General features: G+C 73.5%; 16 protein-coding genes, 1 tRNA gene and 1 pseudogene. 4 read left to right on the forward strand and 14 right to left on the reverse strand.

Annotation, left to right across the window (positions count from 1 at the left end; genetic code table 11):
• From metG to rsmI, 3 genes are all read right to left on the reverse strand, one after another.
• Nucleotides 1-1,623, reverse strand: coding sequence for a methionine--tRNA ligase (gene metG, locus ACFVHV_RS28810; RefSeq protein WP_359899760.1), 1,623 nt, complete (start codon nucleotides 1,621-1,623; stop codon nucleotides 1-3).
• 84 nt (nucleotides 1,624-1,707) lie between these two features.
• Nucleotides 1,708-2,133 carry a hypothetical protein gene (locus ACFVHV_RS28815; protein ID WP_359899761.1) on the reverse strand — a complete coding sequence of 142 codons (426 nt, stop codon included), beginning with the start codon at nucleotides 2,131-2,133 and terminating at the stop codon, nucleotides 1,708-1,710.
• Between the two features lie 235 nt (nucleotides 2,134-2,368).
• Nucleotides 2,369-3,238: a 16S rRNA (cytidine(1402)-2'-O)-methyltransferase gene (gene rsmI, locus ACFVHV_RS28820; RefSeq protein WP_359899763.1), complete on the reverse strand. Its 870-nt coding sequence runs from the start codon at nucleotides 3,236-3,238 to the stop codon at nucleotides 2,369-2,371.
• A 97-nt stretch (nucleotides 3,239-3,335) separates the two neighbouring features.
• On the opposite strand from rsmI, the gene ACFVHV_RS28825 reads away from it, so the two are divergent.
• Both ACFVHV_RS28825 and ACFVHV_RS28830 read left to right on the forward strand, forming a co-directional pair.
• On the forward strand, nucleotides 3,336-5,144 hold the full coding sequence (locus ACFVHV_RS28825) for a dolichyl-phosphate-mannose--protein mannosyltransferase (RefSeq protein WP_380354737.1): 1,809 nt from the start codon (nucleotides 3,336-3,338) through the stop codon (nucleotides 5,142-5,144).
• Between the two features lie 184 nt (nucleotides 5,145-5,328).
• Complete coding sequence (locus ACFVHV_RS28830) at nucleotides 5,329-7,077, forward strand: penicillin-binding transpeptidase domain-containing protein (protein ID WP_380354740.1); 1,749 nt, start codon at nucleotides 5,329-5,331, stop codon at nucleotides 7,075-7,077.
• A gap of 82 nt (nucleotides 7,078-7,159) precedes the next feature.
• On the opposite strand, the gene ACFVHV_RS28835 is transcribed toward ACFVHV_RS28830, so the two are convergent.
• From ACFVHV_RS28835 to ACFVHV_RS28865, 7 genes are all read right to left on the reverse strand, one after another.
• Nucleotides 7,160-8,593 carry a glycosyltransferase 87 family protein gene (locus ACFVHV_RS28835; RefSeq protein WP_359899767.1) on the reverse strand — a complete coding sequence of 478 codons (1,434 nt, stop codon included), beginning with the start codon at nucleotides 8,591-8,593 and terminating at the stop codon, nucleotides 7,160-7,162.
• Between the two features lie 128 nt (nucleotides 8,594-8,721).
• Entirely contained in the window at nucleotides 8,722-10,281 is a 1,560-nt protein-coding gene (locus ACFVHV_RS28840; RefSeq protein ID WP_380354743.1) for an amino acid permease, read from the reverse strand.
• 177 nt (nucleotides 10,282-10,458) lie between these two features.
• Nucleotides 10,459-11,913, reverse strand: a complete 1,455-nt coding sequence (locus ACFVHV_RS28845; RefSeq protein WP_380354758.1) for a penicillin-binding transpeptidase domain-containing protein — start codon at nucleotides 11,911-11,913, stop codon at nucleotides 10,459-10,461.
• A 50-nt stretch (nucleotides 11,914-11,963) separates the two neighbouring features.
• On the reverse strand, nucleotides 11,964-13,298 hold the full coding sequence (locus ACFVHV_RS28850; protein WP_380354745.1) for an FtsW/RodA/SpoVE family cell cycle protein: 1,335 nt from the start codon (nucleotides 13,296-13,298) through the stop codon (nucleotides 11,964-11,966).
• A gap of 131 nt (nucleotides 13,299-13,429) precedes the next feature.
• Complete coding sequence (locus ACFVHV_RS28855) at nucleotides 13,430-13,933, reverse strand: DUF1269 domain-containing protein (protein WP_359899773.1); 504 nt, start codon at nucleotides 13,931-13,933, stop codon at nucleotides 13,430-13,432.
• A 202-nt stretch (nucleotides 13,934-14,135) separates the two neighbouring features.
• On the reverse strand, nucleotides 14,136-14,822 hold the full coding sequence (locus ACFVHV_RS28860; protein WP_359899775.1) for an ABC transporter: 687 nt from the start codon (nucleotides 14,820-14,822) through the stop codon (nucleotides 14,136-14,138).
• Nucleotides 14,819-15,670 carry an ABC transporter ATP-binding protein gene (locus tag ACFVHV_RS28865; RefSeq protein ID WP_359899777.1) on the reverse strand — a complete coding sequence of 284 codons (852 nt, stop codon included), beginning with the start codon at nucleotides 15,668-15,670 and terminating at the stop codon, nucleotides 14,819-14,821. The genes ACFVHV_RS28860 and ACFVHV_RS28865 overlap by 4 nt, the downstream gene beginning before the upstream one ends.
• A 164-nt stretch (nucleotides 15,671-15,834) precedes the next feature.
• Here ACFVHV_RS28865 and ACFVHV_RS28870 point away from each other — a divergent pair, with 164 nt between their 5' ends.
• Both ACFVHV_RS28870 and ACFVHV_RS28875 read left to right on the forward strand, forming a co-directional pair.
• Nucleotides 15,835-17,163 (forward strand): VWA domain-containing protein, encoded by a 1,329-nt coding sequence (locus ACFVHV_RS28870; protein WP_380354749.1) that lies wholly within the window; start codon nucleotides 15,835-15,837, stop codon nucleotides 17,161-17,163.
• 2 nt (nucleotides 17,164-17,165) lie between these two features.
• The gene (locus tag ACFVHV_RS28875; RefSeq protein ID WP_359899781.1) at nucleotides 17,166-18,047 is read left to right on the forward strand and encodes a peptidase; all 882 of its coding nucleotides are present in this window, start codon (nucleotides 17,166-17,168) and stop codon (nucleotides 18,045-18,047) included.
• Nucleotides 18,048-18,113: 66 nt separating this feature from the next.
• Here the strand turns inward: ACFVHV_RS28875 and ACFVHV_RS28880 are convergent, their stop codons facing one another.
• The 4 genes and pseudogenes from ACFVHV_RS28880 to ACFVHV_RS28895 form a co-directional block, all read right to left on the reverse strand.
• Nucleotides 18,114-19,733 carry a DUF2079 domain-containing protein gene (locus ACFVHV_RS28880; protein WP_380354752.1) on the reverse strand — a complete coding sequence of 540 codons (1,620 nt, stop codon included), beginning with the start codon at nucleotides 19,731-19,733 and terminating at the stop codon, nucleotides 18,114-18,116.
• 42 nt (nucleotides 19,734-19,775) lie between these two features.
• Complete coding sequence (locus ACFVHV_RS28885; protein WP_380354755.1) at nucleotides 19,776-20,978, reverse strand: glycosyltransferase 87 family protein; 1,203 nt, start codon at nucleotides 20,976-20,978, stop codon at nucleotides 19,776-19,778.
• A gap of 350 nt (nucleotides 20,979-21,328) precedes the next feature.
• A tRNA-Ala gene (locus tag ACFVHV_RS28890) sits at nucleotides 21,329-21,402 on the reverse strand.
• An 82-nt stretch (nucleotides 21,403-21,484) separates the two neighbouring features.
• Nucleotides 21,485-21,854 (reverse strand): annotated as a pseudogene (locus tag ACFVHV_RS28895) (hypothetical protein); the annotation flags it as partial.

Raw genomic sequence — 21,854 nt, forward strand, 5'->3', positions numbered from 1 at the left:
TCAGGCGGTCGGCTTCTCTTCGAGGCGCGGGAAGAGGATCTCGCCCTTGGTGACGGTGGCGCCGACGGGCAGCCGGCCCCAGTCGGCCGCGGTGGCGACGGTCTGCGCGCCGAGCGCGCCCAGCCCGGCGGCCTCGGCGCCCAGCGAGGCCCACAGCTTCTCGGCGGTGGACGGCATCACCGGGTTGAGCAGCACGGCGGTGGCGCGCAGCGCCTCGGCGGCGGTGTAGAGGATGGTGGCCAGGCGGGCCTGCCCCTCCTCGGACTCGTCCTTGGCGACCTTCCACGGCTCCTGGGTGGTGAGGTAGCCGTTGACCTGCTTGACGAACTCGAAGATCGCCGCGAGGCCGCCGGCGAAGTCCAGCTCCTCGCCGATCTTCAGGTCGGCGGCGGCGACCGCCGCGGTCAGCCCGTCCGCGACGGCCTGCTCGGCGTCACCGGCGGCGGTGGCGGCGGGCAGCACCCCGTCGAAGTACTTGCCGACCATCGCGGCGACCCGGGAGGCCAGGTTGCCGAAGTCGTTGGCCAGCTCGGAGGTGTACCGGGCGGTGAAGTCCTCCCAGGAGAACGAGCCGTCGGTGCCGAACGGGATCGCCCGCAGGAAGTAGTAGCGGTACGCGTCCACGCCGAAGTGCGAGGTCAGGTCGGTGGGCGCGATGCCGGTCAGGTTGGACTTGGACATCTTCTCGCCGCCGACCATCAGCCAGCCGTTGGCGACGACCCGCTTGGGCAGCGGCAGCCCGGCGGCCATCAGCATGGCGGGCCAGATGACGGCGTGGAAGCGGAGGATGTCCTTGCCGACCAGGTGGACCGAGGCGGGCCACAGCTCGGCGAAGCGCTCCGGGTCGCTGCCGTAGCCGGCCGCGGTGATGTAGTTCTGCAGCGCGTCGACCCACACGTACAGGACGTGCTTCTCGTCCCAGGGCAGCGGGACGCCCCAGTCGAAGGTGGAGCGGGAGATCGAGAGGTCCTTGAGGTCCTGCTCGACGAAGCGCAGCACCTCGTTGCGGGCCGAGGCGGGCTGGATGAAGTCCGGGTTCGCCGCGTAGAACTCCAGCAGCCGCGGGCCGTAGGCGGAGAGGCGGAAGAAGTAGTTCTCCTCCTCCAGCCACTCGACCGGCCGCTTGTGCACGGCGCAGAGCTTCTCGTCCGCGGTCGCGCCGTCGAGCAGCTCGGCCGGGAGCTTGAACTCCTCGCAGCCGACGCAGTACGGGCCGGAGTAGCCGCCCTTGTAGATCTCGCCCTTGTCGAACAGGTCCTGGACGAACTCCTGCACCCGGGCGGTGTGCCGCTCCTCGGTGGTGCGGATGAAGTCGTCGTTGGCGATCTCCAGGTGCTCCCAGAGCGGCTTCCAGGCCTCCTCGACCAGCTTGTCGCACCACTGCTGCGGGCTGACGCCGTTCGCCTCGGCGGTCCGCATGATCTTCTGACCGTGCTCGTCGGTGCCGGTCAGGTACCACACCTTCTCGCCGCGCTGGCGGTGCCAGCGGGTGAGGACGTCGCCCGCCACGGTGGTGTACGCGTGGCCCAGGTGCGGGCGATCGTTGACGTAGTAGATCGGGGTGGAAACGTAGTACGCCGGGGCGGTCGCCCCGGTGGTGCTGTGGTCTGCAGTGGCCGCCATGGTCGGAAAGCTTAGTCGGGCGCGCGGACCGCCCTCGACCGAGTTGTTCCCGGCCGGGGGCGGTCCCTCCTCGTCGCCCCGGTGTCAGCCCAGCAGCCGCGACCAGAACCGGGCCCAGCGTCCGCGCGGCCGGACGGGCTCGGCCACCGGGGGCGGCCCGGCCGGCTCGGCGTGCGCCGGGTAGCCGGGGGCGTGCTGCCACTGCTGGTCGGCGGTGGCCACCCGGCCCTCGCGCATGATCCGCACGGTGTGGCCGCCGCACCCCGGGCAGGTCGGCTTGAGCAGCGGGGACGGCACCCGGACGCCGTTGGCGTGGTACTCGAACACGACGTGGCCGTCCTTGCCCACGTGGTGCTCGATGTCGTACGCCTGCTCCCATCCGTACCCGCAGCGCAGGCACGCGAAGGAGTAGGCCTCCCGTACGGTTTCGACGGGAGTGTGCGGCCGGCCGGCCAGACCGGCGGTGCTCAGTGCGTTGCCACTGCGCGGGCTACCGACAACATCGCTCATGGCCGTCTCCCAGCGCCCGCCGGACGCTCGCCCGGCTGGGTCTTTCCCTTCCAGGAAATGCCCGGACATCCCCGGGCGACGCCCCACTTGTGAAGACTTGGATGCCGGTTGGGGAGCCCTATACGAAGGGCCTCCCCGGGACCGAAAACCGCGACCGAAGCTTCAGCTCAGCGGGTGTTTACCGGGGCCTTCCCTCCACGGTACGACTCCCCGTGAGCAACGCAACCCCCGGTATTCACCCCTGTCCCGGGGCTCCTCCCAGGCCTTCCCGCTTCGCCGCCACGACCGCGTCGAAGACCTCCCGCTTGGGCAGCGAGAGCTCCACCGCGACGGCCGCGATGGCCTCCTTGCGGCGCTCCCCGGCCTCCTCGCGGACGGCGACCAGCCGGGCCAGCTCGGCCGGGGTCAGCTCCTGGGGCGCGGCCGGCGGGGCGCCGGCGACCACGACGGTGATCTCGCCCTTGACGCCCTCGGCCGCCCAGGCCGCCAGTTCGCCGATCGGCCCGCGCTTGACCTCCTCGTAGGTCTTGGTGAGCTCGCGGCAGACGGCGGCCGGACGCTCGGGCCCGAACGCCTCGGCCATCGCCGTGAGCGCTTCGGCGATCCGGTGCGGCGCCTCGAAGAAGACCATGGTGCGCGGCTCGGCGGCGATCGTGGCGAGCTGCCGGGCTCGGTCGCCGTTCTTGCGCGGCAGGAATCCCTCGAAGGTGAAGCGGTCCACCGGCAGGCCGGACAGCGCGAGCGCGGTGAGCACCGCCGAGGGCCCGGGCACCGCGGTGACCTTGACGTCGGCGGCGACGGCGGCGGCGACCAGCCGGTAGCCGGGGTCGGAGACCGAGGGCATGCCGGCGTCGGTGACCAGCAGCACCCGGGCGCCGCCGAGCAGCGCCTCGACCAGTTCGGGGGTGCGGCCGACCTCGTTGCCCTCGAAGTAGGAGACCACCCGCCCGGCCGGGGTCACCCCCAGGGCCTGGGTGAGCCGGCGCAGCCGCCGGGTGTCCTCGGCCGCGATCACGTCCGCCGTGGCCAGTTCGTTGACGAGCCGGGGCGGGGCGTCCGAGACGTCGCCGATGGGGGTGCCTGCGAGAACGAGTACTCCTGTCACGGTCCCCATCCTTGCAGCTGTCGCGCGCCCGGGGCTTTTGGTGACGATTCGGTCAGCTTCCGAGGGAGCGGACACGCGTACGAAGAGCGCCCCTACGATGTGGCGGATGAACGGCGACACGGCGGCCCAGACGCCCACTGGTACGGACCACTCCGCGTACGGCGGTGTCGGCCTGCCGTCCCCCCGCTCGCCCCAGGCCGGGCCCGCGCCGCGGTCCGGGCCGGCCGGCTGGCGCGAGCGCCTGGCCGGGCACGGCTGGACCGCCCGCGCCGCGGCGACGCTCACCGAGCGCCTGGCGCCGCCGATGCCGGACGGCCCCCGGGTGACGCCCCGGGACGTGCCGCAGTCGCCGCTGCTGCTGCGGATGGGCGTCTCGCTGCCGCAGGGCCTGTGGTTCTTCCTCTGCCGCTGGGCCGGCTGGCTCGGCCCGGTCGCGGTGGCGGTGTTCGCCGGCCTGCTGCGGTTCACGAACCTCGGGCAGCCGCACGCGATCATCTTCGACGAGACGTACTACGCCAAGGACGCGTACGCGCTCTGGCACGGCGGCTACGAGATCAGCTGGCCGGAGGACGCCAACGCCACGATCATGACGCCGGGCGCGGCCGTCCCGTACCGGGCGACGCCCTCGTACGTGGTGCACCCGCCGGTGGGCAAGTGGATCATCGGTGCGGGCGAGCAGTTGTTCGGCATGAACCCCTTCGGGTGGCGGTTCGCGGTGGCCCTGCTCGGCACCCTGTCGGTGCTGATGGTGGCCCGGATCGCCCGCCGGATGTTCCGCTCCACCCTGCTGGGCTGCGTGGCGGGCCTGCTGCTCTCGGTGGACGGCCTGCACCTGGTGCTCAGCCGGGCCGCCCTGCTCGACCTGGTGGTGATGTTCTGGACCCTCGCCGCCTTCGGCTTCCTGCTGCTGGACCGCGACCGCACCCGGGCCCTGCTGGCCCGGAGGCTGGGCGGCGTCGAGGACCCGCGGCTCGCCCAGCGGCTGAACCTGGGCTGGCGCCCGTACCGGATAGCGGCCGGCGTCTGCGTCGGTCTGACCTGCGCCACCAAGTGGAGCGGCCTGTACGTGGCGGCGGCCTTCGGCCTGATGACGGTGCTCTGGGACGTCGGCGCCCGCCGTCTGGCCGGCGCCCCGCGCCCGTTCCTGGCGGTGCTCGCCCGGGACGTGGTGCCGGCCTTCGTCTCGGTCGTCGTGGTGTCGGTCGCGGTCTACATCGCGTCCTGGTGGGGCTGGTTCGCCAGCAGCACCGCCCCCGGCCAGGGCGGCTGGGGCCGGGACTGGGCGGTCGGCCGTTCCACCGACTTCCCGTGGATACCCGGGGCCCTGCGCTCGCTGTGGCACTACCACTCGACGGTCTACGACTTCCACGTCGGCCTGAGCGACCCGCACACCTACCAGTCCAACCCGTGGTCCTGGCTGGTGCTGGGCCGGCCGGTGTCCTTCTTCTACGAGTCCCCCAAGTACGGCCAGGCCGGCTGCACCGCCGCCGACTGCGCCCGCGAGGTACTGGGCATCGGCACCCCGCTGCTGTGGTGGACGGGCCTCGTGGCGCTGGCCTACTGCCTGTGGCGCTGGGCGGCCCGGCGGGACTGGCGGGCCGGTGCGCTGCTCTGCGGCCTGGCAGCCGGCTACCTGCCCTGGTTCGCCTACCAGCAGCGGACGATCTTCCTCTTCTACGCGGTGGTCTTCGTCCCGTTCCTGGTGCTCGCGGTGACCATGCTGATCGGCGCGCTGATCGGGCCGCCCGGCGCCTCCCGGGACCGCCGGATCATCGGTTCCGCGGCGGCCGGCCTGCTGATCCTGCTGATCCTCTGGAACTTCCTCTTCTTCTTCCCGCTGTTCACCGGGCAGACCATCCCGCTGGAGGACTGGCGCCGCCGGATGTGGTTCAACACCTGGATCTGATCCGCCCCGGGCACACCGGGTTCCCGCGATTCGTCCGTATGCGGTGCACAACACGTACCAGATCCGTCACAAGTGCCGGGCGATTCGCCGGCGCACCGATCCGTGCTGCCTAGGGTGGGGGGGTACCGCGTTTCCGGCCCCGGCCGGTTGCGCCCGGCCGCGAGACCCCTGGGGGACCTGCACCATGCGCAGTGGCGCGAAGATCGGCATCATCACCGGCGTGTCCATCGCCGTCCTCGCGGGCGGCGGCTACGGCGCGTACAGCCTGATGAACGACTCGGACGGCGGCTCCGGCGGCAAGAAGCCGCGCACCGTGGTCGCCGAGCCGCCGTCGGCCGAGCAGGCGACAGCCGGTCTGAAGGACTTCCTGACGGCCTGGGCGGCCGGCGACATCGCCAAGGCGGCCTCGCTGACCGACGACCCGGCCGCGGCCACGGCCGGTCTGACCGCCTTCCGCGACCAGGTCAAGCCGAGCGCGCTGACCCTCACGCCGTTCGGCCCGACCACCCAGCAGGTCTTCTCCGCCGCCACCGGCACCCCCGCCCCCGCCGCCAAGCCGTCCGCCGGGGCCTCCGCGACGCCGGGCGCGACCGACACGCCGTCCGCCACCGCCACGCCCGGCCCCACCGGCACCCTGATGTCGTACAAGGCGCGCGCCGAGTTCGCGGGCACCAGCCGGGCCTGGGACTACCAGGGCTTCCTCGGCGTCGTGAAGATGAGCGACAACACCCCGGCCGTGCACTGGGCGCCGTCGGTGATCCACCCGCACCTGTCCGGCAACGAGACCATCGCCGTCCAGCCGGTCTTCGCCCCGCCGTCCACGGTGGTGGACCGCAACGGCAAGCCGGTCCAGGGCGCCTCGCTCACCCAGGCGCTGATGACCACCCTCCAGGAGAACGCCAACAAGCTGCTGCCGCCGGACCCGGCCAAGGACCAGGACGCGGGCAGCGCCGTGGTGATCTCCGACCCGGCCGGCAAGGGCGCCCAGGACAAGCTGTTCACCATCGTCGAGCCGAAGCCCGGCAAGCCGTTCAAGCTGACCATCGACAACACCCTGCAGGCCGCCGCCGAGAAGGCGATGACCGACCTGGGCGGCAAGCCGGCCTCCGTCGTGGCGATCGAGCCGAGCACAGGTCAGGTGCTGGCCTTCGCCAACTCGCCGGCCAACGGACAGAACCGGGCCTTCACCGGGCTGCTCGCGCCGGGCTCGACGATGAAGATCATCACTTCGGCGGCGCTGCTGGAGAACGGGGTCAACCCGGACACCGTGGTGGCCTGCCCGGAGAAGAGCGGCAACGCGCACCCGATCCCGAACTCGTTCCCGGGTGCCTTCCCGAACAACACGCTCCAGCAGGACTTCATGATGTCCTGCAACACCGCCTTCATCAATCAGGGCCTGGCCAGCCTCAAGCCCGAGACGCTGTCCGGCACGGCCAAGGACGTGTTCGGCATCGGCCTGGAGTGGAAGACCGGCCTGCCCAACACCGACGGCAAGGTGCCGGCGACGCCGGGCAGCAAGGACGAGCAGGCCATGAACTACATCGGCCAGGGCAAGGTCCAGATGAACCCGCTGGCCATCGCCTCGGTCGCCGCCACCGTGCAGAGCGGCGAGTTCAAGCAGCCGATCCTGGTGGCGGAGCTGCCGCAGCAGAAGGCCGCCCGCCCGCTCTCCCCCGACGTGGACGCCAAGCTGAAGGCGATGATGGCGGCCACCGCCACCGGCGGCACCGCCAAGGAGGTGATGGCCGGCATCACCGACAACGCGGGCGCCAAGACCGGCTCGGCCGAGGTCGCCGGGGTCGACGTCACCAACAGCTGGTTCACCGCCTACCGGGGCAACCTCGCGGTGGCCGCCGAGGTCCAGGGCGGCGGCCACGGCGTGGACGCGGCCGGCCCGGCCGTCGCCTCCATCCTGAAGGCCGCCGGCCGGTAGGCCCCCGGGCAGACGGCCCCGGGCGAACGGCCCCCGAGCGAACGGCCCGCCCGGCCTCACGGCAGGGCGGGCCGGTGCTTTCTCAGCCGCGCGGCAGCGCGGGCTGCGGCCTCCCCCGCACCCGGCCGGGCGGGACCGGGCGCCGGCTGCTCCAGCGGCGGGCCGCCAGCCGGGGCCAGATCATCAGCACCACCGGCAGCGCCAGGTACCCGAACCGCCCGGCCGGGGCCAGCATGAAGGCGATGGCGAGCCCGGCGGCCAGCAGGTCCGCCGCGGCGATCGCGGAGACCGGCGGCCGGGCCAGCAGCCAGATCGCCACCGCGACCAGGGCCACGGTCATCAGCGCCAGCGAGATCGCGTGCCCGGTCGGTCCGAAGCCGGCCAGCACCTTGCCGGGCAGCGGGCTGCCCGCCGGGGTGCGGATCGCCGTCATCCCGAGCGGGAAGCGCACCACCTGTTCGCGCAGCGCGTCCGGCTGGGCCAGCGCGGAGGGCAGGATCACCAGCGTGCTCACCCCGACCCCGATCAGCGCGGTCCGGGCCGCGGGGCGGCGGCCGTACAGCCGCCAGAGCAGCAGGACGGCGACCGGCAGCGCGGGCCAGGCCGTCCACTTCAGGGTGCAGGCGAGGGCGAGCACCAGTCCGGCGCCGACGGTGCGGTCCCGCTCGGCGAGCGCCATGGCCAGGCAGCAGACCCCGATCAGCGGCAGGTCCACCCCGCCGACCGCCAGGGCGAGCGCGATCAGCGGCGAGGCGGTGAGGACGGCCAGCGGCAGCAGCGGCGCGCGCGGGTCGCCGCCGCCGGGGCGGGCGGGCCGCAGCAGCCGCCAGGCGGCCAGCAGGCAGACGAAGAAGGTCAGCGCGAACCAGATCCGGGCGTCCCCGGCGACCCTCGCGAAGGCGGTGGAGTCGCCGAGCAGCTGGCGCGGCATCCCGAACAGGGACATCGCCGGCAGGTACGGGTTGTAGTCGGTGACCACCACCGGGTGCGGCAGGTACGCGGTGCCGGTGGTGAGCAGCAGGTGGGCCGAGCGTTCGACCACCATGACCTCGGACTGGTGGCGACCGTTCAGGGCGAGCAGGGCCAGCGGGACCAGGACGGCCCCGACGAGGGCGACCGAGGCGGCGGCGCGGGCCGCGAAGCGACGCGGCAGGGTCAGGCAGAGCAGTCCGGCCAGGACGTAGGCGGGGGCCGCGATCAGGCCCCACAGCCGCTGGTTGGCCAGGTCGGACACGAGCGGGAAGGCGGCGGCCCAGCCGGCCGCGACCAGGCAGCCGAGCAGTTGGACGGTCCGCATCGAGGCGAGCCCGGCGAGCCGGGCGCCGTTCAGCCGATCGGGCGTGGGCGGAAAGGTGCTCTCGCCACGCTGTCGGGGGAAGGGGCGGACGGAGAAGCCGCGCGGCGGTCGTCCGGGTCCGGACGACGCCTCGGTCGCGGAGGTCTGGGCCGGCGTTCTGCTGCGGCCGGTGAAGCGGCCGCGCGGGCGGAAGTAGCCGGGCGTGCGGGTGCTCACCATGGTGGAAGGTTATGGGTGGGAGCCGGGCCCTGTCGCCATGGCGTTGGACACCGGACGGGCGTTGGCGGGAAAAGGGCCGTCGGCCGCCTCGGCGGCCGGCGGCCCTTCACCCGGGTTTTGCTTCCGGGTCAGTCGGCGGAGCTGTCCGAGGACACGGACGGCTGCCCGGCCTGCTCCAGCCGGGAGTGCCTGATGCTGTAGCCGAAGTAGACGACCAGGGCGACGGCGAGGGCGATCGCCCCGGCCCGGAAGGTGTCGGCGTGCAGACCGGTGATCAGGTAGATGCAGAAGCCGACGCTGATCAGCGGGACGACCGGGTAGCCGGGCACCTTGAAGCCGCGCGGCAGGTCGGGCTGGGTGCGGCGCAGCACGATCACGCCGATCGAGACCACCGAGAAGGCGATGAGCGTGCCCAGGCTGGTGATGTCGGCCAGGACCCGCAGCGGGATGAACGCGGCCAGCGCGCCGACGCCGAGGCCCACCACGATGGTGTTCCAGATCGGGGTGCCGGTGCGCGGGGAGAGCTGGGCGAAGCGCTTGGGCAGCATGCCGTCGCGGCCCATCGAGTACAGGATGCGGGTCTGGCCGTAGATCACCACGAGGGTGATGCTGAAGATCGAGACGATCGCGCCGAAGGCGAAGACCATCGCGGGCCAGCTCTGGCCGGTGATGTCCTGGAGGATCTGGGCGAGGCCGGCCTCCTGGCCGTCGAACTTCTGCCAGGGCTGGGCGCCGATGCCGGCCAGGGCGACCAGGATGTAGAGCAGGGTCACCACGACCAGCGAGATGATGATCGCCATCGGCAGGGTGCGGCGCGGGTTCTTGACCTCCTCACCGGCGGTGGACACGGCGTCCAGGCCGATGAAGGAGAAGAAGATGCTGGACGCGGCGATCTGGACGCCGCTGAAGCCGAGCGGCATGAACGGGCTCAGGTTGCCGGAGTGGAAGCCGGTGAGCGCCACGCCGATGAACATCAGCAGGATCAGGATCTTGATCGCGACCATCACCGCGTTGACCTTGACCGACTCGCTGACGCCGCGGATCAGCAGGACGCAGACCATGGCGACCAGCAGCAGCGCCGGCAGGTTGAACCAGTGGGTGCTGTCCGGCGCGCCGGAGAGCTCCTCGGGGATCGTGAACCCGAAGGCCAGGTCGAAGAACTTGTTCAGGTACTCGGCCCAGGTCACCGCGATCGCGGAGGCGGAGACGCCGTACTCCATCAGCAGGCAGATGCCGACGCCGAAGGCGACGCCCTCGCCGAGGGTGGCGTAGGCGTAGGAGTACGAGGAGCCGGAGACCGGGATCGCGGAGGCCATCTCGGCGTAGCAGAGCGCGGTGAGTCCGGCGGTGACCGCGGCGATCACGAAGGACAGGATGACGGCCGGGCCGGCCGAGGGCACCGCGGTGTTCAGCACGAAGAAGATGCCGGTGCCGATGGTGGCGCCGATGCCGATCGAGGACAGCTGCCACAGCCCGATCGAGCGGCGCAGGTGGATGCCGGAGCGCCCGCCCTCCTCGGGCGCACCGGCCGGGAGGGAGTTCTTGCCTTCGGTCTCGGCGATCAGTGTCGAGACGGGCTTGCGTCGCAGCAGACGCGCACCAAGGGTGTTGCTGGCCAAAACTGCGGTCCTTCTGGGCGGGGGAGGGTGTCCTGGTGGCTGGTCACCCGAAACACCCTGGGGTGTCATCGGGGATCAACCGAACAAACATGGGACAGTACCCGGCGAAAGCACCAGTGTCGCAAACGAACAGTCCCAACCGGCGCATTGTCCGAATTGGCGCACAGTGATGTACAAACCGGACACTTCGTAAACGGCGCTTCTACCTCCCGGCGATTAAAGCAGCAGGCCGGCGCCCTGCGGCGATCACCCGCCGAGCACCGCCCGCATCACCGACCGGGCGATCGGCGCGGCCAGGGCACCACCCGTCACATCGGTGGCCCCGCCGTCCGCGACCACCACGGCCACCGCCACCGGCGGCACCGCGTCCGAGCCGGCCGGCCCGGCCCAGGCGATGAACCAGGCGTACGGCGTCCCGCTGTTGTCCACCCCGTGCTGGGCCGTCCCGGTCTTGCCGCCGACCACCGCCCCGGCGATCCGGGCGTTGCCGCCGGTGCCGTTCTCCACCACGTCCGTCATCAGCCCGCGCACCTGCTCGGCCACCGCCGGGGTCATCGCCCGCTTGTACACGGACGGCCGCATCAGCTGCACCGTGGTGCCGTCGCTCCTGGTCAGCCTGTCCACAAGCTGTGGACGCATCACCGTCCCGTCGTTGGCGACCCCCGCCGCGACCATCGCCATCGTCAGCGGGGTGGCCGCCGTGTCGAACTGCCCGATCGAGGAGAGCGCCAGCTGCGACTCGTCCATCCGGGTGTCGAAGTTCGACCGGGCCGCGCGCACCGGGACGTCCAGCCCCGGGTCGTTGAAGCCGAAGTTCGCGGCCATCCCGGCCATCCGGTCCAGCCCGGTCCGCACCCCCAGGTAGCCGAGCACGCTGTTGCAGCTGGCGGTCATCGCGGCGGCCAGCGACAGGCCCGGCCGGTCGCAGACCGGGGTGTCGTTGACCAGCGGCGTGGTCGTGCCGGGCAGCACGTACGGGAAGGGCGCCCCGGTCGGCGCGTCCGGGTCGGTGACCACCCCGTCGGCCAGCGCGGCCGCGGCCGTGACCACCTTGAAGGTCGAGCCCGGCGGGTACGTCTGGCGCAGTGCCCGGTTGAGCATCGGCTCGTCGGCGTCGGCCTGCAGGCGGTTCCAGGCCTCCTGGTCGTCGGCGCCGTGCCCGGCGAAGGCGCCCGGGTCGTAGGAGGGCGTGCTGGCCAGCGCCAGGATCCGCCCGGTGGCCGGCTCGATCGCGGCGACCGCGCCCTTCCGGTCGCCGAGCCCGCGCATCGCGGCCTGCTGGGCGGCCCGGTTCAGCGTGGTGCGGACGTCCCCGCCGGGGTTCTGCCGACGGGCCACGGCGTCCAGGAACGACCAGCCCGCCAGCCGGCCGTCGGTGCCGGTCAGCAGCTCGTCCTCGGTCCCCTCCAGCTGGGTGGTGCCGTACGCCTGCGAGGCGAAGCCGGTGACGGCCGCGTAGGTCGGGCCGTCGGTGTAGCTGCGCCGGTACGCGTACCGGCCGCCGGTCGGTACGGAGCCGGTCACCGGGTCCGCGCCGACCAGGATGTCGCCGCGCGGCCGGGCGTACCGCTCGATGGTGAGCCGCTGGTTGGCGCTGTTGCGGTCGAGGTCCTTCGCCTGGAACACCTGCACCCGGGTGGCCTGGGCGCACAGCGCCGCGACCAGCAGCAGGCAGAAGGTGCCCGCCCGCCGCCCGGTCACCGAGATGCCCGGCAGCCCCTGCGGGCCGTTGCCCCGGGGGCGGGCGCGCGTCACCGGACCTCCCGGGGCCCGGGCCCGCGCGCGGTGTCACTCATCCGCACGAGCAGCGCGACGATGATCCAGTTGGTGACCACGGAGGAACCCCCCTGGGCGATGAACGGCATGGTCATCCCGGTCAGCGGGATCAGCGCGAGCACCCCGCCCGCCACCACGAACACCTGGAGGCCGACGATCGCGGCCAGCCCGATCGCCAGCAGCCGCCCGAACGGGTCGCGCAGCGCGATGCCGGTCCGGAAGCCCCGCGAGACCAGCACCGCGTACAGCAGGAACACCGCGATCAGCCCGGTCAGCCCGAGCTCCTCGCCGATGGTGGCGAGGATGAAGTCCGACTTGGCGGCGAAGCCGATCAGCACCGAGTGCCCGTTGCCGAGCCCGGTGCCCAGCTCACCGCCCCAGGCGAAGGCGAACAGCGACTGGGCGATCTGGTTGGCGCCCCGGCCCGCCTCGATCGAGCCCAGCGGGTCCAGCCAGTCCGCGACCCGGCTGTGCACGTGCGGCGACAGCCGTCCCACCGTCACCGCCCCGACCGCGGCCAGGCCCAGGCCGATGGCGATCCAGCCGGTGCGCGCGGTGGCCACGTAGAGCATCACCACGAACAGGCCGAAGAACAGCAGCGAGGTGCCGAGGTCGGTCTCCAGCACCAGGACGCCGACGAACGCCGCCCAGATCAGCAGCACCGGCCCGAGCACCCGCCCCGGCGGCAGCCGCAGGCGCCGGATCCGGCGGCCGGTGAGCGCCAGCGCGTCCCGGTGCACCGCCAGGTAGGCGGCGAAGAAGACCGCCAGCAGGATCTTGGCGAACTCCCCGGGCTGGAAGGAGAGCGGCCCGATCACGATCCAGATCCGGGAGCCGTACACCGGCGGGAAGAAGATCGGCAGCACCAGCAGGACCAGGGCCACCAGCGCCCCGATGTGGGCGTAGCGCTGCAGCCGCCGGTGATCGCGCACCAGCAGCACCACGGCGATGAACAGCGCCACCCCCAGGGCCGACCAGAGCAGCTGGGTGGGGGCGGCGGCGCGTCCCGGGGTGGCCCGGTCGAGCCGGTGGATCACCACCAGCCCGATCCCGTTCAGCAGCACCGCGATCGGCAGCAGCAGCGGGTCCGCGTACCGGGCGCGCCACCGGACCACGGCGTGCGCCGCCAGGGCGAGCACGCCGAGCGCGGCACCGTACTCGGCCGCGTCGGCCGGGACGCGGCCGTCGAGGTCGACGCCGACCTCGACGTAGCCGAACACGGCGATCAGGACGGCGCCGACCACCAGGACGAGCTCGGTGGTGCGTCTGGTCGGCACCGGCCGGCTCGGCCCGGCGGCGGATCTCGACACGGCGGAGGGTGTCGCCACGGACCGTCCTGGGGATCGGGAAGGGCCCGGTGCCGCCGGCCGGGGGATGCCGATCGGGGCGGACCGGCGCCGGGGCCGGTCCGCCCCGACGGGAGCGGCGGTCGGGCGGAGGGTCAGACGGCGGCCTGGGCCCGGGAGGCCTCGACGGTCGCCTTCAGCTCGGCCTCGGCCTCGGCCGAGAGCGAGGTCTGGATGATCCGGCCGCCGAACCGGGCCAGCGCCGGGACGACCTTGTCGGCGGTCGCCTTGCGCACCAGCAGGAAGACCGCGGCGGTGCCGGGCTGGAGGTGCTCGCCGACCTGGCGCATGAAGTCGTCGTCCACCCCGATGTCGGTGGAGGCGCCGACGGCCGCCCCCGTCGCTCCGCCGACCGCCGCGCCCACCAGGGGCATGAAGAACAGCAGGCCGATGACCCCGCCCCAGAGCGCGCCGCTCGCGGCGCCCGCCCCGGTCGTGCTGACCTGCTGGTGCAGCTTGATCCTGCCGTCCGCGCGACGCTCGACGACGACCGCGTCCTCCAGCTCGATCAGCTTCTGCTTCTGGAGCCCGATCGCCTCGTCGCGCACCGCCTGGGCGGTGGCGAGGTCCGGGTAGGCGATCGCGAAGAGGTTGCTCACTGCGGGGTCCTTCCAGGGTGTCGGACAGGCCGGCCGGGTCCCGGTGCCACCGCGGTGGCACCGTGTCCCGATTCCGCACCCTAGCGAGGGTTATCCATATTTATGGACTATTCGCTGCGGTGTGTCCGCCATTGGCGGAATCGTCCGGGCCCGCCGGTCCGTCCCCGGGGCCGTCACTCCGGCCGCCGCCCGGCCAGCGCCGTCACTCCGGCCGCCGCCCGGCCAGCGCCGCCACCCCCGCCCCCACCGCGGCCAGCAGGACGACGGCGGCCGACAGGCTCGCCCACGGCACCTCGATCCGTCCGGTCCGGGCCGCCGACACCAGACCGCGCACCGCCGTGTTGGCCGGCGAGACCGGCACCACCAGCAGCAGCGTGGCCAGCCCCAGCGCCGTCGGGATGCCGTACTGCGGGCGGAGCAGCACCGGACGGTTCGCCAGCGCCCCGGCCAGCACCCCCAGCAGCGCGCTGACCACCGAGGCCGCAAGACCGGCCGCCACCGCCGCCCCGGCCCCCGGCTCCTGCCGCGCCCCCGGGTCGGCCACCGGCCCACTGGTCCACCAGACCGCCGCCACCTGGCCGGCCGCCAGCACCAGCGACACCGTCAGCGCCGCCAGCAGCGCCCCCAGGTGGACCCGGACCGGGCCCGCCGCCGCCACCAGGCAGGCCCGCGAGGCCGGCGGCTCCGCGCTCAGCACGCTGCGCACGTACCAGGCGCTCACCGGCAGCAGCACCCCCGCGCCGAAGCCGAGGCCGCCCAGCAGCGGATCGCCCGCCGCCACCCCGACCACCAGCAGCAGCGCGTACGCCAGGAACGGCGGCAGCCAGGCGTGCGAGCGCAGCAGCAGCTCCAGGTGGTAGCGGGTCAGCGCCCCGATCCGCGCCGTCACCGCTGCCCCTCCTCGCGCCGCCGCACCGCCAGCACCCGGACGGCCGGGCGGCCCAGCAGCAGCCGGCGCAGCAGCGCGTCCGAGTGCGCGGCCGGCACCGCCAGCCGCACCGCCGTCCCGGCCAGCGCGGTGACCTCCGGTGCCCCCGGCAGCAGCGGAGGAAGCGGGGCACCGTCCGGGACGTCCACCTCGACCTCCATCACCGGCCCGTCCCGCGGCGGCTCCTGGGGACCGTCCTCGACGGGCCGCAGCACGCCGTCCGTGCCGACCCCGTAGGCGGCGCTGGTCAGCCCGGCCAGCCGGGCCGGGTCGTGGTCGACGAACAGCACCGTGCCGCCCGCCGCCGCCCGCTCGGCGGCCGCCTCGTCCAGCACCGCCCGCGCCTGCGGGTCCAGCCCGGTCCAGGCCTCGTCCAGCAGCAGCACCCGCGCCTCGGGGAGCAGCGCCTGGGCGACCGCGACCTTCTGGCAGGTGCCCTTCGACAGCCGGCTCAGCGGCGTGCCCGCCCGGTCCGCGACGCCGAACCGGTCCAGCCACTCCCCCGCCCGCCGCCGCGCCCGCTCCGCCGACAGCCCGTGCACCCGGCCCACCCTCAGCAGGTAGGAGGAGGCGTCGAAGGGCAGCGCCGGCGGGAAGCGCTCGGGCACGTACGCCGCCGGGCCGGGCCGCACCACCCGCCCCGTGCTCGGCCGCTCGATCCCGGCGACCAGCCTCAGCAGCGTCGACTTGCCGCTCCCGTTGCGCCCGGCGATCCGCACCAACTCCCCCGGCCCGAGCGCCAGGTCCACCCCGCGCAGGATCCACCGCCCGCGCCGCCCGTACCGCTTGCCGACCGCCGCCAGCTCCATCGCGCCCCCTCCGCCGTCCGATGCGTACGGAAGGCTATCCACGACGCGTAAGTCCGGCGTCAGCGAATTGCGCACCGATGCGCCGGAGTTCGCGCCGGAGCTGGTTGAGGCACGATCCGGACTCGTTTCGCCACGATGAACTGATGATCCCTAGGATCGGCCGGGTGACTACCGGACGACGACCACAGACCAGGCTCGGCAGCCTGCTGGCGGCCCTGGCGATAACGGGCGCCTCGCTGCTCCTCGGCCTGCCCGCCCACGCCGACGAACCATCAGCCGGGGCCGCCCCCGCATCCAAGGAGGCCCCCCGGGTCGACCTCGTCCTGGACGTCAGCGGCTCCATGACCGCCACGGACATCCAAGGCAAGAGCCGCATCTCGGTGGCCCAGCAGTCGCTGAACGAGGTGATCGACGCACTGCCCTCGGAGACCGAGTTCGGCATCCGCACCCTGGGCGCGAACTACCCCGGCAACGACAAGGCCCAGGGCTGCCAGGACACCAAGCAGCTCTTCCCGGTCGGCAGGACCAACAAGGTCGAGGCCAAGACCGCCGTCGCCACCCTGCGGCCCACCGGCTGGACCCCGATCGGTCTGGCCCTGCGCGGCGCCGCCCAGGACCTCGGCAAGGGCGAGACCACCCGCCGCGTGGTGCTGATCACCGACGGCGAGGACACCTGCACCCCGCCCGACCCGTGCGACGTCGCCCGCGAGCTCGCCTCCCAGGGCATCCACCTGGTGGTCGACACCCTGGGCCTGGCCCACGACGACAAGACCCGCCAGCAGCTGCTCTGCATCGCCAACGCGACCGGCGGCACCTACACCGACGTCCGCACCCAGGAGCAGCTCACCGACAAGGTGAAGCAGCTGGTCGACCGCTCCAACGACACCTACACCGTGGCCCCGGTCAAGACCGCCGGCACCGACAAGTGCGAGAGCGCCCCCGTGCTCGCCCCGGGCGTCTACACCGACCGCGAGAAGTTCTCCGAGCACCGCGTCTACAAGGTCCCGGTCAAGTCCGGCCAGGAACTGCGCGCCTCGGTCAGCGTCGCCCTCGACCGCCCGGTCGCCCGGGACTACGGGGTGCTGCTCCAGGCCACCAGCGCGGCCGGCCAGGAGCTGGTCCGCGGCACCGACGCCGGCAGCGGCCGCACCGACGTGGTCTCCACCGGCCTGCGCTGGTCCACCGACGACTCCAAGGGCTACGTCACCGCGAGCCCCACCGCCTCGAAGGGCTCCAAGGAGAAGCCGGAGACCACCGTCTGCCTGGTCGTCAGCAACTCGCTGGCCCCGCAGAACGGCGTCCTGGCCGACCCCGGCATGCCGCTGGAGCTGACCGTCGACCTGGCCTCCGCCTCGCCCGCCCCGGAGGGCGCCGCGATGGGCCTCGGCCGCGGCTGGATCCTGCTGCTCACCCTCACCCTGGCCGGCCTGGCCTTCGGTCTGGTCTTCGGCTGGATCGCGCGCTGGCGGATCGCCGTCTGGCGGGAGAACTGACCATGCGTACGACGATTCGCGGCGCCCTCGCCGCCCTCGCCCTGCTGCCCGCCCTGGCCCTGAGCGCCCTGGGCGCCCCGGCGGCCTCGGCCGCCTCGCCGTCCCCCTCGGCGAGTGCCAACGGCACCCCCGCCCCGGCGACCAAGGCCGGCACCTCGTTCCTGACCGCGGTCAACCTCTCCCCCGGCCAGGACGCCAACGTCTCCGTCTCCACCGGTGACTACCTGTACTGGGCGTTCGGCGCCTCCGAGGGCCAGACCCCGACGGTCGACCTGACCGTCAACCTGGCCCCCACGGCCGACCGGCACGGCCCGCAGACCTGGTCCGTCGAGGTCTTCGACGGGCTGCGCCGGCGGCAGTCGTGCACCGCCGGCACCCAGAACGCCACCGCCGAGCAGAGCACGGCCGCCCTGGCGCTGAACTGCACCCTGCGCGAGGTCCGCACGTGGGCCGAGCCGTGGTCCGGCGACCCGCTGCCCGGCACCTACTACGTGCGGCTGTCGGTCAGCGACGTCCCGCAGCCGGACCTCGGCCTGGCCTCCTCGGTCCAGCTGCACGTCGCCGCCAAGGGCGACGCCGACAACGCCCAGCCGGAGGGCGGCGAGCTGAAGGCCCCGCTGGTCCCGCCGGTCGGCGGCGGCGCGAGCACGGCCAAGGCGGCCGCCCCGGTCGCCCAGGAGGAGCACTGGTACACCGGCTGGTTCTCCGGCTGGAACAGCCGCTGGTACTGGACGATCGCCGGCGGCTTCCTGGCCGCGCTGGCCGGCGTCCTCGGCTACAAGCTGACCCGGCACCCGCGCGGCCACCGGCCCGGCCACTACGGCGCCGTCCCGGCCCAGGGCTCCCACCACAGCGGCAGCTACAACGGCTCCGACCGCCCCTGAGGCACCCCCTCGGGGCCGGCCGGACGTCGTTCCGGCCGGCCCCGCGGCGTGTTCGGGCGGCGGCCGTCAGCCGCGGAAGAGGTTGTGCCCCACGTCGGACGGGACCTCGTCCTGGACCGGCTCGCTGCCCGGCCCCGGCACGTGCTCGCCGGGGATCGGCTCGTCGCCCTCCCGGTGCAGCAGCACCACCCCGTCCTCGGCCCACAGCTGCCGGTAGCCGTGCGCCAGCAGCAACCGGATCCGCTCGGCCTGCTCCTTGTCCGTCTTGAACGGGAAGGACCGCTTGTCGCCCCGGGTGAGCACGTACTCGCGCCCGCGCGGCGTGCCGTCGACCAGCACCACGTCCGCCCGGGCGGTCAGCCGCGGCGCGATCTGGTTGTCCGCCTCGACGGACGCCCCGTCCGGGATCAGCGCGGCCGCCCGCACCAGCGCCGCCTCGCTCGTCTTCGGCGCCCAGGACGACGGTACGGCCAGCGGCAGCAGCCCGATCGGCACCGCGGCGACCAGCGCGATCCCGGCCGCGCCGAGGCCGAGCCGGCGGGCCCGCCGCACGCTCCGCTCCGGCCGCCCGGCGGCGCTCAGCCGGCCCAGCACCTCGATCGCGGCGGTGAGCAGGATCGGCCACAGCAGCGAGTCGTAGTGCCGGGCGATCGACCAGTGGTTGGGGTTGCTGGACAGGATCCGCTCGGCCAGCAGCGGCAGCGCGCACAGCACGGTGGCCGAGCGCAGCGGCAGCAGCAGCGTGGTGCCGAACAGCCACAGCAGCAGCAGCGGCTTGAGCGGCTGGTCGAAGGCGGCCTGCACCAGCAGGAACGGGTCGTGCAGCAGGTTGCGCAGCGCGTCCCCGCCGTCCGTGCCGAGCGAGCCGTAGTTCCAGTAGTAGCCCGGCTGCCCGCCCATCGCCGGGATCAGCCAGGTGATGGCGACGGCCGAGGCGACCGGCCCGCCGAGCAGCAGCCCCAGGCCGGTGAAGCGGCCCGCCCGGTCCTCCGTACGGCGGGTGCGCAGCAGCAGCACCAGCCCGTACGCCCCGACCATCAGGCCGAGGTCCTCCTTGGTGCAGCACAGCAGTACGGCGGCGAGCACCACCGTGCCGTACCGGCGGGCCAGCCCGCGCTCCAGCATCAGCAGGGTCAGCGGCACCGCGAAGGCGACCTCGTGGAAGCCCACCCGGGCGGCGACCAGCAGCGGCCAGCCGAGGCCGTACACCAGGCCGGCCAGGTCGGCGGCCCGGCGGCCGGTGCGCGGCTCGGCGGCGGCGAAGGCGTACCCGGCGATCCGCCGGACCAGTGGCACCCCGGCCGCGAACAGCAGCGACTGCCCGATGATCAGCGAGCGCGGGTCGTCCCAGATCCAGTACAGCGGGGCGAGCAGTGCCAGCACCGGCGAGAAGTGGTCGCCGAGCACCGAGAAGCCGGGCGGGAACTCGTGGTGGAAGCTCTTCAGCGTCGAGACGGGCAGCCCGAAGTGGGCGTAGCCGCGCACGCCCTGGTCGAAGATGCCGAGGTCGAAGCCGCCGAGCGACACGGACGTCCAGCCCTGCAGGCCGATGGCGCAGGTCACCGCGAAGCAGAGCGCGGTGAGCAGCAGGGTGCGCCGGGCCGGGCCGAGCAGGACGGCCTCGGCCAGCCGGCGGGCGGCGGGCACGGCGGCGGCCGGCGGCGGGGGTGCGGTCTGGGTGGTCACGTCGGGTCCGATCCGTCCGGTCTGGGTCCGTGGGTCCGGCCGTCAGGTCCGGTTCGTCAGTGCGGGATCGCGGTCCAGCCTGGCGCCCAGCAGGGCCCGGACCCCTCCGCCGGCGGCCTCCACGGCCTGCCGCCGGGCGCGGTACAGCCGCACGCCCAGGACGACCAGGACGGCGATGGCGATCGGCGGGTAGATCGCGCCGGGCAGCTGCCAGTACCAGGCGACCCCGCGGCCCCAGCGGTGCGGCACCGTCCACATGACGTGCGAGAGGAAGACCAGCAGGGTCAGGCCGAACAGGACCCTCCGGGCCGTGGTCCTGGCCTCCACCGCCAGCAGGGCGAGGAGCGGGATGCACCAGACCCAGTGGTGGGTCCAGCTGATCGGCGAGACCAGCAGCGCGGTGAGCGCGGCGCAGACCGCACCCCAGGCGTCGGCCCGGCGCAGCACCCGCGCGGAGCGCCCGGCCAGCACCGCCACGCCGAGCCCGAAGGTCGCGACCAGCGCCGAGGCGATCAGCCCGACCAGGCCCGGGTCGTTGACGTCCAGCAGCCGGCAGACGGCGCCGCGCAGCGACTGGTTGTCCACCAGGACGGTCACGCCGACCCGGCTCGGGTCCCAGAGGTAGGTGGTCCAGAACCCGTACGAGGCGTCGGGCAGCACGGCCCAGCCGATCAGGCCCGCCGCCAGGAAGGTGCCGGCCGAGACCAGGGCGGCCCGGACCCGGCCGGTCAGGAACAGGTAGACGGCGAACAGGCCCGGGGTGATCTTGATGGCGGTGGCCAGGCCGATGCCCACGCCCTTGAGGCGGTGGCGGTCCGGGCGGGTCAGGTCCCACAGGACCAGGCAGAGGATGCCGAGGTTGACCTGCCCGTACTGGAAGGTGGTGAAGACCGGCTCCAGCCAGATGCCCAGGCCGGTCGCCAGGATCACCACGGCCGCCCGGTGCTGCTTGGGCCAGCCGGCCAGCTTGAGCGACAGGTGCACGGCCGCGGCGAGCAGCGCGTAGTTGAGGAGCATCACCAGGACGCGCAGGGTGCTCACGTCGAACCAGGTGCTCGGCACGAAGAGCATCGCCGCGAACGGCGGGTAGGTGGCCGGCAGGTCCCAGCCGGGCAGCCGCATCGCGTAGAGGTCCTCGCCGCGGACGACGGCCTGGCCCTCGGCCCGGTAGACCAGCATGTCGACCATGGTGGCCCCGTGGCTGTGCCGGAACCAGGCGAACACCGCCAGTGACACCGCCGCCACGCAGACTGCCGGGAGGGTCCAGGAATTCGGTCTTCCGGTTTCCGCTGCGCCTCCGGGATTCTCCGGACCCGACCGCCGCACCCACCGTTTCAGACCGAACTCGCGCACCGCGATGGCACCCCGTTGAGATAGACCAGATCGTTCCCTCGTCAGCGTCTGGGCCCACCCACCATAACCGACCCCTCCGAGCCCCAAACCGCGTCAGAAACGGGCCCGGAAGGGTGATGTGATCTCCCCCACAGCGAACCCCGGGTGGCGGCGGCCCCGGACCTGGAGCCCAAAACGCGAAATCCCGCCGGGAGTTGCCTCCCGGCGGGATTTCGTCGACCGGCCTGAGCCGGTCCGTTGGGTGGAGCTGAGGGGATTCGAACCCCTGACCCCCTCGATGCGAACGAGGTGCGCTACCGGACTGCGCCACAGCCCCAACGAGAAGAAACTCTAGCACCTTTCGGAGGGGGTCCGTGACCACCCCCCGGGTCGCGGTGCCGGTCGGGGGGCGGCCGGGGCTATTCGTTGGCCGCGCGCGGGCGCGACTCGGGGGCGTGCGGCTCGGCGTACTGGTCGAACAGCGGGGTCTTGCGGGACTCGGCGGGGCGCCCGGCGGTCCAGGTGCCGGGGGCCGACAGGTCGAGGCCGCGGGAGACCCGGGGGGCGACCGGGGCTGTCACGTAGGTGGGCAGCGGGACGGGCACCGGTTCCCAGGAGTCCGGGCCGGCCGCTCCGCGCTCGCGCATGCCGTCGACCCACTCCTCGTGCTCGGTCGCCTCGGCCACCGCGGAGGCGGAGGACACCGAGACGGTGGCCTGCTCCGGGTCGGCCGCCAGCCGCAGGTGCGGCCGGCGCGCGGCCCGCCCTCCGGCGGGCGCGGCCGGGGCG

Origin of the sequence: Kitasatospora sp. NPDC127116 (assembly GCF_042677365.1) — a bacterium.
Taxonomy (GTDB): Bacteria; Actinomycetota; Actinomycetes; order Streptomycetales; family Streptomycetaceae; genus Kitasatospora; species Kitasatospora lactacystinica.

What these genes read in the sequence shown, in the direction of transcription:
- ACFVHV_RS28840 (WP_380354743.1), bottom strand. Translation starts at nt 10,281, where the DNA reads ATGACACCCCAGGGTGTTTCGGGTGACCAGCCACCAGGACACCCTCCC.
- ACFVHV_RS28830 (WP_380354740.1), top strand. Translation starts at nt 5,329, where the DNA reads ATGCGCAGTGGCGCGAAGATCGGCATCATCACCGGCGTGTCCATCGCC.
- ACFVHV_RS28835 (WP_359899767.1), bottom strand. Translation starts at nt 8,593, where the DNA reads ATGGTGAGCACCCGCACGCCCGGCTACTTCCGCCCGCGCGGCCGCTTC.
- metG (WP_359899760.1), bottom strand. Translation starts at nt 1,623, where the DNA reads ATGGCGGCCACTGCAGACCACAGCACCACCGGGGCGACCGCCCCGGCG.
- ACFVHV_RS28815 (WP_359899761.1), bottom strand. Translation starts at nt 2,133, where the DNA reads ATGAGCGATGTTGTCGGTAGCCCGCGCAGTGGCAACGCACTGAGCACC.
- ACFVHV_RS28825 (WP_380354737.1), top strand. Translation starts at nt 3,336, where the DNA reads ATGTGGCGGATGAACGGCGACACGGCGGCCCAGACGCCCACTGGTACG.
- ACFVHV_RS28875 (WP_359899781.1), top strand. Translation starts at nt 17,166, where the DNA reads ATGCGTACGACGATTCGCGGCGCCCTCGCCGCCCTCGCCCTGCTGCCC.
- ACFVHV_RS28865 (WP_359899777.1), bottom strand. Translation starts at nt 15,670, where the DNA reads ATGGAGCTGGCGGCGGTCGGCAAGCGGTACGGGCGGCGCGGGCGGTGG.